The sequence below is a fragment of the Novosphingobium sp. BL-S-32 genome, assembly GCF_056857055.1.
The window spans coordinates 998,406-1,011,805 of sequence record NZ_CM166477.1; the positions used below are offsets into that span (position 1 = coordinate 998,406).

The window sequence follows — 13,400 nt, forward strand, 5'->3', positions numbered from 1 at the left end:
GCTCGTCAGAATCGGCTATGCGAAGCGCTTCGCCCCGGCCACGCTGGCGACAACCACCATCGTCGCGGCCAGCATGCCGGGGGCGACGTGTTCCTGAAGAAGGAAGGCCGCAAGGCCAAGGCCCAGAAAAGGCTGGAGAAGCTGCAACTGGCCGATCTTGGCAATCCCGCCAAGGCTGAGCCCACGGTACCAGAAGATGAACCCGATCAGCATCGAGAAGACGGAAACATAGGCAAGGCCCAGCCAACTCGGCAGGCCGACGTTTGCGATGCCGTCCCGGGGCCAGAACGCGATAGTACCCGCGATGGCCAGCGGCACGCAGAGCAGCAAGGCCCAACTGATGACCTGCCATCCGCCCAGTTCGCGGGTCAGGACTGCTCCCTCGGCATAGCCAAGACCGCATACGATGATCGCCAGGATCATCAGGCCATCGCCCAGCGCGGACGAATGCGCCTCTTTCGTCAATGCGAAGCCCGCGACTGCCAGGGCGCCAACCACGGCAAATGCCCAGAAGGCGGACGAAGGGCGCTCGCCGCCGCGCACCACGCCGAAAATGGCTGTGCTGAGCGGCAATAGTCCCATGAAGACAAGGGAACGCGCGGAAGACATGTGCTGCAATGCCAGTGCAGAGAGCAGAGGGAAGCCGATAACGCAGCAGCTAGCGACCACCGCAACCTGCTGCCACTGCCGGTGCGTCGGGCGGGGTTGGCGCAGTCCGGCCAGAAGGAGAAAGGCCAGGCCGCCCGCGATTAGCGCCCGCATACTCGTCAACAGCAAGGGCGAAAATCCCAGCACGGCCATGCGCGTGGCGGGCATGGAGCCGCTGAAAATGGCCACTGCCAGCAAGCCACTGCCCCAGCCCCGATAGGTATCTTGCATCAACGGTCCCTCGAAATCCAACAGGCGCAGATCTAGCGAAGGGGACTGGCGCGGCCAGTTACACAGCGGTACAGTTTGATTATTTTGTGCTGGTATAGAGAGTGATACAGATCATGGAGGAAACGCAGACCGGGCGCGTGATGGAGGGCATCCGCAGCCGCATTTCGGGGCGTCTCCTCTGTGCGGGCGATCGCTTGCCGTCGGTGCGGCGCAGTGCGACCAGCTTCGGCGTTTCACCGGCAACGGTGGTCGAAGCCTATGACCGGCTGGTTGCCGAAGGCCTGATCGAGGCCGTCCCGCGTTCGGGCTTTTACGTCAGCCATCTTGCCAGTGCGCCGCAAAGCCCCTCGGCACGTGCACCGCAGCGCGATCACGAAATCGATCCTTTCTGGGTGTCGCGGCAGTCGCTCGATGCCCCCTTGGCTAATGACAAGCCGGGCTGCGGCTGGCTGCCGCCCGATTGGATGCCGCAACGCGCCTTGCAGAAGGCGCTGCGCGACCTCAGCCGTGATGTCGATCTGCTGACTCATTACGGCACCACGGCGGGCGATCCGGTGCTGCGCAGGCAGATCGCCCTGCGTTTCGCGGCGGAGGGGCTGGAGTGCGACCCCGACCAGATCCTGCTGACCAATTCGGGATCGCAGGCCATCGATCTGATTTGCCGGCTCTTGCTGAAGCCGGGCGATACGGTCCTGCTCGATGACCCCTGCTACTTCAACTATCAGGCGCTGATCGCCACGCACAACGTGCGCGCCGTCAGCGTGCCCTACACGTCGACCGGGCCCGATGCGGCCGTGTTCGAAGCCATCGTTTCGGCCGAGCGGCCGCGCCTCTACATCACCAATTCGAACCTTCACAATCCGACCGGCTCCAGCCTCAGTTTGGTTACCGCACACCGCCTGCCCGGCATCGCCGCCGCTTATGGCATGGTGATCGTGGAGGACGACATCTTCGCGGACTTTGCCCCCGGGGTGCCGACGATGGCCGCGCTCGATGGTCTTTTGGGGGTGATCCGCGTGGGCAGCTTCTCGAAAACCCTGTCCGCGGCGCTGCGCTGCGGCTATATCGCGGCGCGCCCCGAATGGATCGACGCTCTCACCGACCTGCAATTGGCAACCGGCTTCGGCGGACCCAACCTTATCGCCACGAACGCCATAAGCCGCATTCTCGCAGGGGGTGGCTATCGTCGCCACATGGAGGCTCTGCGCAGCAGATTGACCAAGGTGCGCAAGACCGTGGGGCTGCGCCTCGCATCGATGGATATCATGCCGCAGGGCGAGCCCGTTGGCGGTTTCACATTGTGGTGTCGTTTGCCCGAAGGCGTGGACAGCGCGATCCTTGCCCGGACATGCCTCGCTCAGGATGTGGTCTTGGCTCCGGGCAACGTGTTCAGCCCAAGTCAGAGCGCGGCGCGCTATGTGCGGTTCAATGTCGCCCAGACAAGCGACTATGCCTTGGGCGTGGTCGGCTCGGCCTTGCAGGGCGAAACGGCGGCTTGAACTCTCGTGATCCGGCGTGGGCGATCAGTCGCACCAAAGTGCCTCGTTCACCATGTGAGGGCGCGGGCACGGTTTCGCGGGCAGGGGCAGTGCCATGCCGGGGCGCCAGATTCCCAGCCTTCGCTGGATGTTCGGCATCTCGGAATCGATGACCGCGAGCGGGTTGCCGTCGCCATAGGCCGTCGCGCTGCGAAACCGCAGCACTTGCCGGAATGTGCCTGCCGCGTCCGGGCGCGAGACCGAGATCCAGTATCCGAACGGTGCATCGTCGGTGGGATCGGCAGCGATCACCGCTCCGGCAAGCGGGCCGCTTTCGACGTAGCGAATTTCCTGATTGTTGTTGCGGTTGGTGCGACGCTCGTACGCGAGCCGGAAGGCGTCATTCGCCCGGTCATAGGCGTAGAGTTGCAAGGATACCCGCTGATCGCCATTGCCGGAGTGGAAGCTGGCGAGTTCGATCAGCAGCAACGGCCGTTCGCTGGAAGGCCGGACCACCTGAGCGCGGCGCAAGAAGTGCGGCTGGGCGAACAGGTCATCGCCGCTGGGCAGGCGCAATGCGCGGTTCGGCGCGGGATCGCAGTTGCGGCCATTGTCCCGCGTCAGACACAGGGAAATCGCCCCTGGCACCATCTCGCCATCGGCGGGATCTTCTACCTGTGGGCCCTGCGTGACGGTAAGTCGCCAGGGCGAGCGTGCGGCAAACGGCGCCTTGAGGTCGAGAGGCGCCATGAGGTCGAGAGGCGCCATGAGGTCGAGAGGCGCCATGAGCGGACTGGGCGTGGCAGCGGAGGCAGTCGGCGCCGCCGGCGCCCCCGCCACCACCATCGCGCTCAGAGTGAGCCCGAAAGCTTTGCCCGATGGGAAACGCATCGTCACCATTCTCCCCGGCGGTGGTGATTTGGGGCACCGCGCTTCCCGCCCAATCTTTGCATGCGAGTGACCCGGCTGTTAGCCGGTTCCTGCTTGCGGCCCAAGATAGGTTGTGGGCACGGGGACAGTCCCGACCACCAGCTTTTGCAGAGCCATGTTGTCGTCGACCCGCCAGACTTTGACGGTGTGTCGCCCGGCACTGGTGCTCCCCATCTCGGCCGAAAGTCGTACGACATTGTCGCATACTGCGTCCGCCCAGCGCTGCTTGCCTGCGGTATCCGGTGCGCCGCCCGAAGCATCGAGCTGCGATTGCAGTATCTGGACCGGCCCATTGTCGAGTGAAACGCCGATCCGCGTGCCCTCATGGCCGAGCGTGTCGAGCGTCGGCGTCAGATAGAGCGTTACCGTTGCCGGCCCGGCTTGCGGCAAAGTGATGTCGTACTCAAGGCATAGGCCGTCGTCAGGACGGGTGGCGGGCCGGCCCTGCGGCAGCGCAAGTACCGCGCCTGCGGTACGGCCGAGATGCGGGACGGTCGTCCAGTGCAGACCGCTGCCGTTGCGGGCTCGGCTGAATGCCTGTGCTTCCACTGCGATCACGCCCGCAGGCATCGGCGCGCGGTTCACGAATTTGGGCTGCGGCCGCTGCCGGTCGCTCGGCGTGTCGGCGCCGACCCGCATGATGCTCGGCATCGTCTGCTGCGTGGGGTCGTTCCAGATGACGTAATTCATGTGAACCTGCGTCATCATGCCGTCCCACTTGCCGCCGTTGATCGTGTGATAGCGCTGCGCCAGCTCGGAATCGCGGCGAAAGGCGGTCTCGACCTGATCGGCGAAATAGTTGGCGCGCGCATCGTTTTTGGAGGCGAGCAGGCGGTTCCACGCCGTGCCGTAATAGAGCCGGTACAAGTTCGCCAAGGCCGCAATCGGGAATTCGATTAGCTGGTAATAGGCGTCGAGCTTGTCGGGGGAGAGTCTGGCGCGCGCCGCGAGCATGCGGGCCTCCAGCATGTCCCATTCGGCCATGATTGCGCCGAATTCACCGCCATCGAGACCGTCGGGCGTAATGCCGCCCAGCGCGAAGCTGGCTTCGTTGATCAGTTCGGGTTTCCGCCGCGCCGCATACTGGCTGTAGGCCGTGATCAGGTCACCGATCGGCCCGGCCTGTTCGGGGCCGAAAGTGGCAGCCGCCCAGTTTCGCGGATAGGCCGCGAGAGCCGCAGGCGTCATCGCTTCCGGATTCCAGGCCTGCGCCATGAAGAAGCCGAGCGGATATTCCATTGGCTTAATATCGCCGACGTTCACGATCCACATCGCCCGCGCGCCGCGCTGGTAGGCGAGGTCCATCTGCTGCCAGGTCTTCTCGATCTGGTTGGTGTTGATCCACTTGTAATTGCGCGGTCCGCCGACATAGTCGAAGTGGTAATAGATGCCGTAGCCGCCAAGACGAGGCGCCGCCGCGGGATCGGGCAAGCGCCGAATCTGGCCCCAGTTGTCGTCAGAAAAGAGCAGGGTGACGTCGTCCGGCACTTTCATGCCGTGGTCGTAATAGTCCTGCACCTCCTTGTAGAGCGCCCAGACTTGCGGCGTCTCGCTGGCCGGCTTGCCGGTGACGTCGGCGATGATGTCGCGCTGATCGGCGACGATCCGTTCCAGAAGGTCGGTCGCCGTGCCTTCCGCCATAGCCTGATCGCCATCGCCGCGCATGCCCACGGTGACGACCGACTCGTAGCCCCGGCCGCCTCCACGCGACATCATGCGCTCGATCCCGCCGCGCCAGAAGGTGCGCAAATTGTCGCGGTTGTCGGTGTAATCCCAGGCACCGCCAGTCACGCCCTTGTCGGTGTGGCGATGCCATTCGGCCTGTGCGCGCAGCATGGGCTCATGGTGCGAATTGCCCATCACGACGCCCATCGCATCCGCGAGCACCATGCTCTGCGGATCGTCGTCGGCAAAGGCCTTGCCCCACATGGCGGGCCACAGATAATTGCCCTTCATCCGCAGAAGCAGCTCGAAGACGGGCGCGTACATGGCCGCATTGACGCCGCCGAACTTCTTCCGGGCCCAGCCGCTGAAGCAGGGGTCCTCGTCGTTGATGAAGAAGCCGCGATAGCGCACTTTAGGCTGGTCGCGGCGCGAGCCGGCCGGGATCAAGACTTCGCGTCGGCGCGAGACGGGAACATCGGCGAACCAGCACCAGGGCGATACGCCCATCCGCTCGGAAATGTCGTAAGTGCCGAACACTGCGCCGCGCCGATCCGAACCGACGATCACCAATGCGCGGGGCACGCCGGGCATGGGCTTGTCGATCACGATCTGGCGAAAGGCCTCCCACTCGCCGCGAATGTCGCCCGCGTCCAGTTTGCCGGCGGCGACGAGGCGGTCAATCATGGGGCTCTGGCCGAGGACGCCGATCATCACCACGGGGCCACGCAGCGTGTCTTCTGCGCTCTGCAAGAATCGAGGCTTGTTGCCGCTGACGCGCTCCAGATCCGCCGCAAAGCTGGCGCCCACATGGTGAACGGCGGAATCGGCGCCCGCATCGACCAGCACTGTCGCCGGTTTGCCATCGACGATCAGCGGGAACGCCGTGCGCGGGTCCGCAGCATCGGCCTTGGCAAGTGCGGCAAAGGCAGGCGAGGGCACGACAGCAAGCGCCGCGCTCCACGCAGCGCTACCCAGCAGTTTGCGACGCGACAGGGCGCATGTGTTGGCTTCGGGCATCCTGATTTTCCTATGTTCTGATTTTATCTCGCCGTTAGGCTCGGTTGTTCGATCCGATGGTCAGCACCATCTGGGCGGCGACGCTGTACCGGAAGGGACGGACGGCATGGCCAAGGCCGCATCGCTCGACAGCTCACAGGGAAACTGTTTCAACACCCCCCCCTCACGACCATGTTATCGCTATCACATATTGTCGACGCGAACCGGGCGGTCAATCGGATCGTTTGCCCGGGAGGTCTGCATTCCCGCGCGGCCCACTGGAGGAGGCTTTGCCCGTCCTGCATATTAGACGGAGTAAATATGATGATCGTCTTATAGATTGACTATTGTGAATAGCGATCGGGCTTAGCGGTCATCTATCTCCATTTTCGGCTAAATTTCCCGGATAGACATCGGGTTGCGCCGAATAGAATCTTCAAAAAGAGGGCCTCCTTCGTAAAGGCCGTTGACAAGTCTCAAGATCGTCCTATCAATCCAAAAATGTGAGCGCTACCATGAGGTAGTTTCAAAGCGCTTCTCAAGAGAGCGCATATTTAGGAGGGGAATATGGGCACATACACCACAGATTCGCGCGCCATGATGATTCGCCGGGCACTGCTTGGGGCAACCATCCTTGCCGGGGCGTTCCCGATCATCGCGCAGGCGCAGGATGCGCAGAGCGCCGCTCCCGCTGCAACGGCGGCCGCGCCTGACCAGAACGCCAGTGACGATGCGCAGGCAATCATCGTCACCGGCTACCGCCGCAGCCTTGCCGAGGCGATTGCCTCCAAGCGCGACACGACATCGTTCAGCGATTCGATCTTTGCCGAAGATATCGGCAAGTTCCCGGACACCAACATCGCCGAATCGCTTAACCGCATTCCCGGCGTCACCATCAGCCGCGATATCGACGGTTCCGGCACCAACGTCGCGATCCGCGGATTGGGCAGCAACTTCACCAGCGTGACCCTGAATGGCGCGCCGATCGCAGTCGCGTCTTCGGGCACGACGGACGCGCAGGGCACCGACCGTTCGGTCGACCTCAGCTTCTTCCCGACCGAACTGTTCACGCAGTTGACGGTCAACAAGAGCTATTCGGCCAGCCTTATCGAAGGCGGCGCAGCGGGTAACGTCAACCTTCGCAGCGCCCGTCCGTTCGACCGCGAAGGGACTCACTTCTCCTATAGCTTGCAGGGCATCAAGAACAGCCCGGCAAACAAGTGGGGTGGCCGCGGATCGGCGCTGGCCAGCGCGACTTTCGGCGATTTCGGCATTCTCGCAGGCGTATCGGCGCAGCGTGACCAGTCACTGGTCAAGGGCTTTGAAACCATCGGCTGGACCAATCCCAACCTTTCCGCCGCGCAGTGCGGCGCGACCTCGGGTTGCAACAGCACCGGTGGCGGCAACTGGACCATTCCTGGGACCGTCCCTGCCAATGCCGGCAACGGTCTGGTCACCGGCACCACGATCGATCAGGCATTCCTGCTGGCACACAACCCGGGTCTGACTATCCAGCAGATCGACAACGGGATTATCCCGCGTCTTGGCCGTCCGTCGATTTCTTCCGGCACGCGTGACCGGATCAACGCGATCCTGAGCGCCGAGTGGAAGCCCAGCGACAAGATCGACGTCTACATCGATGGCATGTATGGACGTAAGAAGAACGATCTCCGGCGCATCGACATGAACTGGGTCGGTCGCAACGGCTCGGCCATCCCGCTCAACATGACCGTGGACAAGGACGATTGCAGCAACGGCTGCACGGTGACCAGCGGCACCTTTGCGAATTCGCAGTTCTTCCTCGAATATCGTCCCTTCATCGAAACGACCGAATACTACGGCTTCAATCCGGGTCTTTCGTGGCAGGTGATGGATAACCTGAAGTTCAACTTCCAGGTCAACTACCTTCACAGCACTTTCCATCGTGAATCGCCGACTGTCCTTGTCAACACTGCGGCAAGCTCGGGCGTAACGGTCGATTACGTGAACAACGGGTCGATCCCTTCGATCACGACGAACGTCGATCTCAACGATCCGGCGAACTTCATCTGGAACGGCGGACGCGTCAACGTTCAGGACGAACGCCGCACCAATATCAACAAGGGCCTGCGCGGCGACCTGACGTGGGGCGACGAGTCCTTCAACATCAAGGCTGGCGGCAATTACGACGACATCTCGCGCCGGATCACCGCCTACGACAACAGCCAAGCGTGGCAGAACGCAACCTGCGGCAATGACCCCAGCGTTTTCGTTCCCTCGCCGAACAGTCAGCCGGCGTGCCAGGGTCTCGACGCACCCGGCTCGGCGCCGGCAGGTTATCCGACCTGGCCGGGCTACACGGGTGGCGCGGTGACTTACGGTGGCTCGCTGATTCCGCAGTCTGCACTGGCCAGCTACCTGACCCCTGGTCCGGGCGGTTTTGTCACGCTTGACTGGAAGCGGTTCGCCAAGGACAGCAATTACGCCTACTTCCATGATAACGCGCCTGATACGGGTTCGGCGAATACGGGCGCCAGCGGCGGCTATATTCGTGAGAAGTCGGCAGCCGGGTTCATTGAGGCGAACGGTAAGGCCGAAGTTGCCGGTAGCGATCTGCGCTACAACATCGGCGTACGCTTCGTTCATACGGATCAGACCATCAGCGGTCGCGTCTCGCTGCCGGATCCGCGCAACACGCCGCCCGCCGGCACCCCGGCGCCGCTTGATGGCGGGCTGTATCCGAACATCGTGAGCCAGGCGACTACTCACAACAGCTATGACAACTGGCTGCCGGCCATGAACCTCGCCTATGATGTGGGTGAACATGCTGTCGCACGTCTTTCGCTGTCGAAGACGATGACACGGCCGGATCCGAATGCTCAGCTGCCGGGCGTCAATTTCTCCAGCCCCTCTGCAGACGTCGCGACGATCGGTAATCCGGCGCTCAAGCCTTATGTCTCGAAGAACATCGATCTTGGCATCGAGTATTACACCGGGCCGGGCGGGTTGGTCAGCATGGCTGCGTTCCGCAAGGAAATGAGCGGGTTCACCACGCTTGGTACGGCGACGGTCAATTTCTCGTCGCTCGCACCCTATGGCATCACCTACGACAACCTGAACCCGACGCAGCAAGGCGCGATCAATGCGCGCGGCGGGCCGGACAACGCCACGGTCGTGGTCCAACAGCAGGTCAATGCGTCAGGCAAGATGATCGTCAACGGACTTGAGTTCCAGTGGGTCCAGCCGCTTGACTTCGTGACCGAGCAGTTTGGCATCCGGGGTCTTGGCTTCAATGCCAACGCCACGATTGTCGATCAGCACGGCGAAGGTACCCCGGCGCCGGTGGCATATGGTGTGGCCAAGTACACCTATAACATCACCGGCTATTACGAGAACCACGGTGTCAGCCTGCGCGTCTCGACGACCTTCCAGAAGGGTTCGCAGATCTCGGGCCCCAACCAGAACGGCATCACCAATGCCGCGCTGTTCTCGGATGACCTGCAGCGTTGGGACTTCTCGTCCAGCTTCGACCTTTACAAGATGTTCGGGATCGACCACGCACCGGAAATCACGTTCGACGTGGCGAACTTCGGCAATGCCACGCAGCGTACGTACTTCCAGTTCACCAACGCCACGTACACGGCCTACAAGCCTGGTCGCCAGTTCATGATCGGCGTCCGCGGCTCGTTCTAAGATTACCCACTCGAGGGCGTGGCCGGTATTGCCGGTCACGCCCTCTATTTTTTTGCTATACGGGTAGGCGAAATCCGAAGAAACTTCGGGGCTATGAGCCCAGCAAGCTCCTTCTAAACAATGTCTTGACCAGCCTGTCTTCGAGAATCCGCCCCACGAGATAGAGCGAGGCGAAGATCGCAGCAAAAACATAGGCGGACGTGGCAGAGGGTTTCTTGTTGCGCCCTTCAGGCTTGTCCGCGTCCTTCTTTTCGGGGGCTGGTGCGCCCAGGGCTTTGTCGATCGGGTTCATCGGCACGTCTGCATCTTTTTTGGCATCATGACCTTTTGCAGGCGTGCTTGCAGCCTCGGCTGACGGTTTTTCGTGCTTGCCCAGGGCTATGGTCAACTGAGCCATGCCCAGAAACAGTAGCGGTGCCAGAAAGCAGAACAGCAATGCCCGGCTGGTCAGATGATAGCGTAGCACGGACCCGGACACGCCTTGCTCGATCCGCAAGACGCCGCCATCGAACACGGACATCTTGTCCTGAGCCGCCTGATCCTTCTTGCGGAAAATTAGGGTATCGTTCGTCCGCTCGTGGCTGGTGCCGTATTGGCGGAACAGCGGGTCGAGCCTGTCAAAGGCATCGTCGCTCGATTGTTCGGGAGCGAGTGTCACACTCCCCCTGACGTGCCAGATCCAGTCGATGAAACGCGAGTTCACGTGACCTCCTTTGGGAGAGCTGTTCGATGCCGTTTAGCGGCAAGCCTCAAGCCCGGGCCGCTCAAGGCGGCCCAGACCGGGCATGGCAAATGGGAGCAGGCGGATTATGCGGATGGAGCAGGCATTACTCGGCGGGCGTGGCAACCGGTTGACCAAAGCGTTCCTTGAGCGACTTCCAGCCTTCGGTGAAAGGGAAGGTCATCTGTTCGCGGATCGACATGCGGCGGCCGCCTTCCATGCCCAACAGTTCGGCCTCACCGTCAATGCAAGTTCCGAAAATGCGGTCGATGAAGATGTAGGAACCCGAATAGTTGCTGCGGGTGGCCTCAAAGTCTTGCGAATGATGCAGGCTATGATGTTCGGTCGTGTTGAACAGGAAGCGCCACCATCTTGGTGAGTTGAAGCGGACATTGATGTGCTGGTAAGTGCCGATCGCCATGCCAAAGGCGCCGGCGAGCAGGAAGGCGCGCGGCAGAAAATCAAAGAAGCCGCCGATGCCAAGCCCGATCAGGAACAGCTCTACTGGATTGCCCACCGCACCTTTGTTGATGTTCAACTGGGTTATATAGTGATGTACAGAGTGGGGTAACCACAAGGGGTACCAGTTATGCATCCCGCGATGCATCCAATATTGCCCGAAATCGAAGACGAACGAGATCAGGAAAGCCTGCACCAGCAGCGGCAGACCCATAAACCAGGTAAATTTGTCCCAGTGGAAATAGTGCTGTACGGCTTCGACCATGACTTTGTCGCCGATGTAATCGTCGACTATTCGGAGCGCCGTATAGCCGAGCCCGACATAGAACAGGTCTGTGACCAGTTCCTTCCAGGTTAGCCGCCAGCTCTCGTGGCGCGGGTTTACCCATTCAAGCCCCAGCAATAGCACCTTGAAGCCGATGCCGATGCCCACTGCGGTGGATGCCTTGGCGATGGAATTGGGGGCATAATACCAGAACGCGAGCAGTGCGAAGAGCACCGTGGGCTGGAACCAGGTAAAGATGAACTGCTTGACCGGGCCGCCCTCCACCTTGGGGATGTTCTCCCAGCCTATGGTTACCGGCGCCTGTGTACCTATTAATCTTTTGCCTACGCGAACTCCGTCCATACGCCTGCCCTCGTATTATTTCGCTACCCATTTCAGTAATACTAACATGTTATAACGTAATACCAATGGACCCATCGTGTCTAGACACAAAGTGGACGTTTCCGGCCCGTTTTCGGGAAAAAATCCGGCGATGCCGATATTGCGCCTGGGGTCGATTTGGACGGCCCAGGATCGGTTGGCAAAATGGTTGCCGACGGTTAGGCTTCGGTCGGAAGGGGTACGTGGAGCAATGATGGAAATCAGGTGGAATCCCGCTTCCTTGCGGTCTTGGCCGTGCCCGCTGTTCAAGGCGCCTTTCCAGCAAACGTCGGGGCATAATTCGAATTCCGTGACGGGTGCGGCTTGATGCTGGAAACGCAGGCGAGAGAGGCGCTGAAACGCGGCGACCTGCGGGCCGCTGTTGCCGCTGCCAAGGCGCTCGCGGATGCCAGCCCGCAACAGCCGGAAGGGTTCTTTTTGCTCGGCGTCGCAGCGGCAGAGGCGGGTCAATTGGCCAATGCCGTTCCCTTGATCGAAGCTGCGGTAGAGCGAGGTCCGAAAGCCGAACATCTGGCGCAGCTTGCGCGATTGCTCATTTTGCTGCGGCGGGACGGCGAGGCTGCGGATGCCGCGCGTGAGGCCATGGCACTGACGCCCGAAGACGCCCTGACGTTCGATACTATCGGATGCGTACTAGCCCGCCTCGGGGACCATGAGGCATCGATGGCGCCATTCGCAGAGGCAGTGGCGGCCGCGCCGGACAATCTGGACTATCGCTACAATCTGGCGGCGGCGAGCGGTTTTACGGGCCGCGTCGAAGAAGCACGCGCGCAATACGAAATGATTTTGGCCGCAGATCCCGGAGATGCGCGTGCGCATTATGCGCTCGCCATTCTCTCTCGACAGACCGCGCAGACCAATCATGTGCCCCGACTGGAAGCGGCGCTGGCACGGGCGGATGCGCCCGATAAAGCCCTCCGGATCCGCTATGCCTTGGCAAAGGAACTGGAAGACATCGGCAACGCCGCCGAAGCGTTTCGGCATTTGTCCGCGGCCAACGATGCGCAGAAACAGGCGCTCGGTTACGATTTCCAGCAGGACGCCGCGATATTCGACGCGATCGAGGCGCTATTCGGCGGCCCGCCGAACAGTTTCGATGCAAGCGGGGGTAATGCCGGTCCGGCACCCATTTTCGTCGTGGGCATGCCGCGCACGGGCACCACGCTGGTCGACCGCATCCTGTCGTCGCACCGCGATGTCGAGGCGGCGGGTGAGCTTCAGGCGATGCCGTTGGCGGTCAAGCAACTTACGGGCACATCATCGCGGCGCGTAATCGATCCGGAAACCATTGCTGCCAGCGCGGGCATCGATCCGGCGGCGATTGGCGACGCCTATCTGAAGCGTGCCGATCATCATCGTCCGGGCGTGAAAGCGCGCTTTACCGACAAGTTGCCGGCCAATTTCCTCTACATCGGGCATATTGCGCGTGCCTTGCCCAATGCCCGGATCGTCTGCCTGCGCCGGAATCCGATGGATACGATCTGGAGCAACTACAAGAACCTCTTCGCCAGCCAATCGGCCTATTACGCCTACTCTTACGACCTCATGGACACGGCGCGCTATTATGCGCGCTTTGACCGGCTGATGGCGCTTTGGGAAAGCATTTGGCCGGGGCGGGTTCTGCAATTGTCGTATGAGGCGCTGGTCGCGGATCAGGAGGGGCAAACCCGGGGGTTGCTGCGACATTGCGACCTCGATTGGGACGAGGGCTGCCTGTCGTTTCATGAGAACGGCGCCGCCGTTGCGACGCCCAGCGCGGCGCAGGTGCGCCGGCCGATCAATGCCGATTCCGTGCAGAAATGGCGGGCCCACGAAGCCGCGTTGGAACCGGCGCGCGCATGGCTTGAGGCGCAGGGCGTAAAGCTCTGACAAAGCGCCATCGCCTGCCGTCTGGCAAGCGATGGCGGAGTGGGTAACGCAGCGGGTGGGATCG

8 protein-coding genes are annotated in these 13,400 nt (G+C 61.8%); 3 read left to right on the forward strand and 5 right to left on the reverse strand.

The genetic code is table 11. The features are described 5' to 3' along the window. Positions 1-15 precede the first annotated feature (15 nt). Positions 16-879, reverse strand: coding sequence for a DMT family transporter (locus AC1VVK_RS21060; protein ID WP_482906691.1), 864 nt, complete (start codon positions 877-879; stop codon positions 16-18). A 113-nt stretch (positions 880-992) separates the two neighbouring features. Here AC1VVK_RS21060 and AC1VVK_RS21065 point away from each other — a divergent pair, with 113 nt between their 5' ends. Continuing rightward, the gene (locus AC1VVK_RS21065; protein ID WP_482906692.1) at positions 993-2,378 is read left to right on the forward strand and encodes an aminotransferase-like domain-containing protein; all 1,386 of its coding nucleotides are present in this window, start codon (positions 993-995) and stop codon (positions 2,376-2,378) included. A 24-nt stretch (positions 2,379-2,402) separates the two neighbouring features. Here the strand turns inward: AC1VVK_RS21065 and AC1VVK_RS21070 are convergent, their stop codons facing one another. Continuing rightward, the gene (locus tag AC1VVK_RS21070) at positions 2,403-3,248 is read right to left on the reverse strand and encodes a hypothetical protein (protein ID WP_482906693.1); all 846 of its coding nucleotides are present in this window, start codon (positions 3,246-3,248) and stop codon (positions 2,403-2,405) included. Between the two features lie 78 nt (positions 3,249-3,326). Then, complete coding sequence (locus AC1VVK_RS21075; protein WP_482906694.1) at positions 3,327-5,969, reverse strand: glycosyl hydrolase 115 family protein; 2,643 nt, start codon at positions 5,967-5,969, stop codon at positions 3,327-3,329. A gap of 546 nt (positions 5,970-6,515) precedes the next feature. Between AC1VVK_RS21075 and AC1VVK_RS21080 the strand changes: the two genes are divergently transcribed. Beyond that, positions 6,516-9,620, forward strand: a complete 3,105-nt coding sequence (locus AC1VVK_RS21080; protein ID WP_482906695.1) for a TonB-dependent receptor — start codon at positions 6,516-6,518, stop codon at positions 9,618-9,620. A gap of 91 nt (positions 9,621-9,711) precedes the next feature. Here AC1VVK_RS21080 and AC1VVK_RS21085 read toward each other — a convergent pair whose 3' ends face one another. Continuing rightward, positions 9,712-10,323 (reverse strand): hypothetical protein, encoded by a 612-nt coding sequence (locus tag AC1VVK_RS21085; RefSeq protein ID WP_482906696.1) that lies wholly within the window; start codon positions 10,321-10,323, stop codon positions 9,712-9,714. Positions 10,324-10,447: 124 nt separating this feature from the next. Beyond that, the gene (locus tag AC1VVK_RS21090) at positions 10,448-11,428 is read right to left on the reverse strand and encodes a sterol desaturase family protein (protein ID WP_482906697.1); all 981 of its coding nucleotides are present in this window, start codon (positions 11,426-11,428) and stop codon (positions 10,448-10,450) included. Positions 11,429-11,773: 345 nt separating this feature from the next. Here AC1VVK_RS21090 and AC1VVK_RS21095 point away from each other — a divergent pair, with 345 nt between their 5' ends. Next, the gene (locus AC1VVK_RS21095) at positions 11,774-13,336 is read left to right on the forward strand and encodes a sulfotransferase family protein (RefSeq protein WP_482906698.1); all 1,563 of its coding nucleotides are present in this window, start codon (positions 11,774-11,776) and stop codon (positions 13,334-13,336) included. Positions 13,337-13,400 lie beyond the last annotated feature (64 nt).

Bases quoted from the DNA above. Each gene is read 5' to 3' on its own strand.
- AC1VVK_RS21060 (WP_482906691.1), bottom strand. From the start codon at position 879: ATGCAAGATACCTATCGGGGCTGGGGCAGTGGCTTGCTGGCAGTGGCC.
- AC1VVK_RS21065 (WP_482906692.1), top strand. From the start codon at position 993: ATGGAGGAAACGCAGACCGGGCGCGTGATGGAGGGCATCCGCAGCCGC.
- AC1VVK_RS21070 (WP_482906693.1), bottom strand. From the start codon at position 3,248: ATGCGTTTCCCATCGGGCAAAGCTTTCGGGCTCACTCTGAGCGCGATG.
- AC1VVK_RS21075 (WP_482906694.1), bottom strand. From the start codon at position 5,969: ATGCCCGAAGCCAACACATGCGCCCTGTCGCGTCGCAAACTGCTGGGT.
- AC1VVK_RS21080 (WP_482906695.1), top strand. From the start codon at position 6,516: ATGGGCACATACACCACAGATTCGCGCGCCATGATGATTCGCCGGGCA.
- AC1VVK_RS21090 (WP_482906697.1), bottom strand. From the start codon at position 11,428: ATGGACGGAGTTCGCGTAGGCAAAAGATTAATAGGTACACAGGCGCCG.
- AC1VVK_RS21095 (WP_482906698.1), top strand. From the start codon at position 11,774: ATGCTGGAAACGCAGGCGAGAGAGGCGCTGAAACGCGGCGACCTGCGG.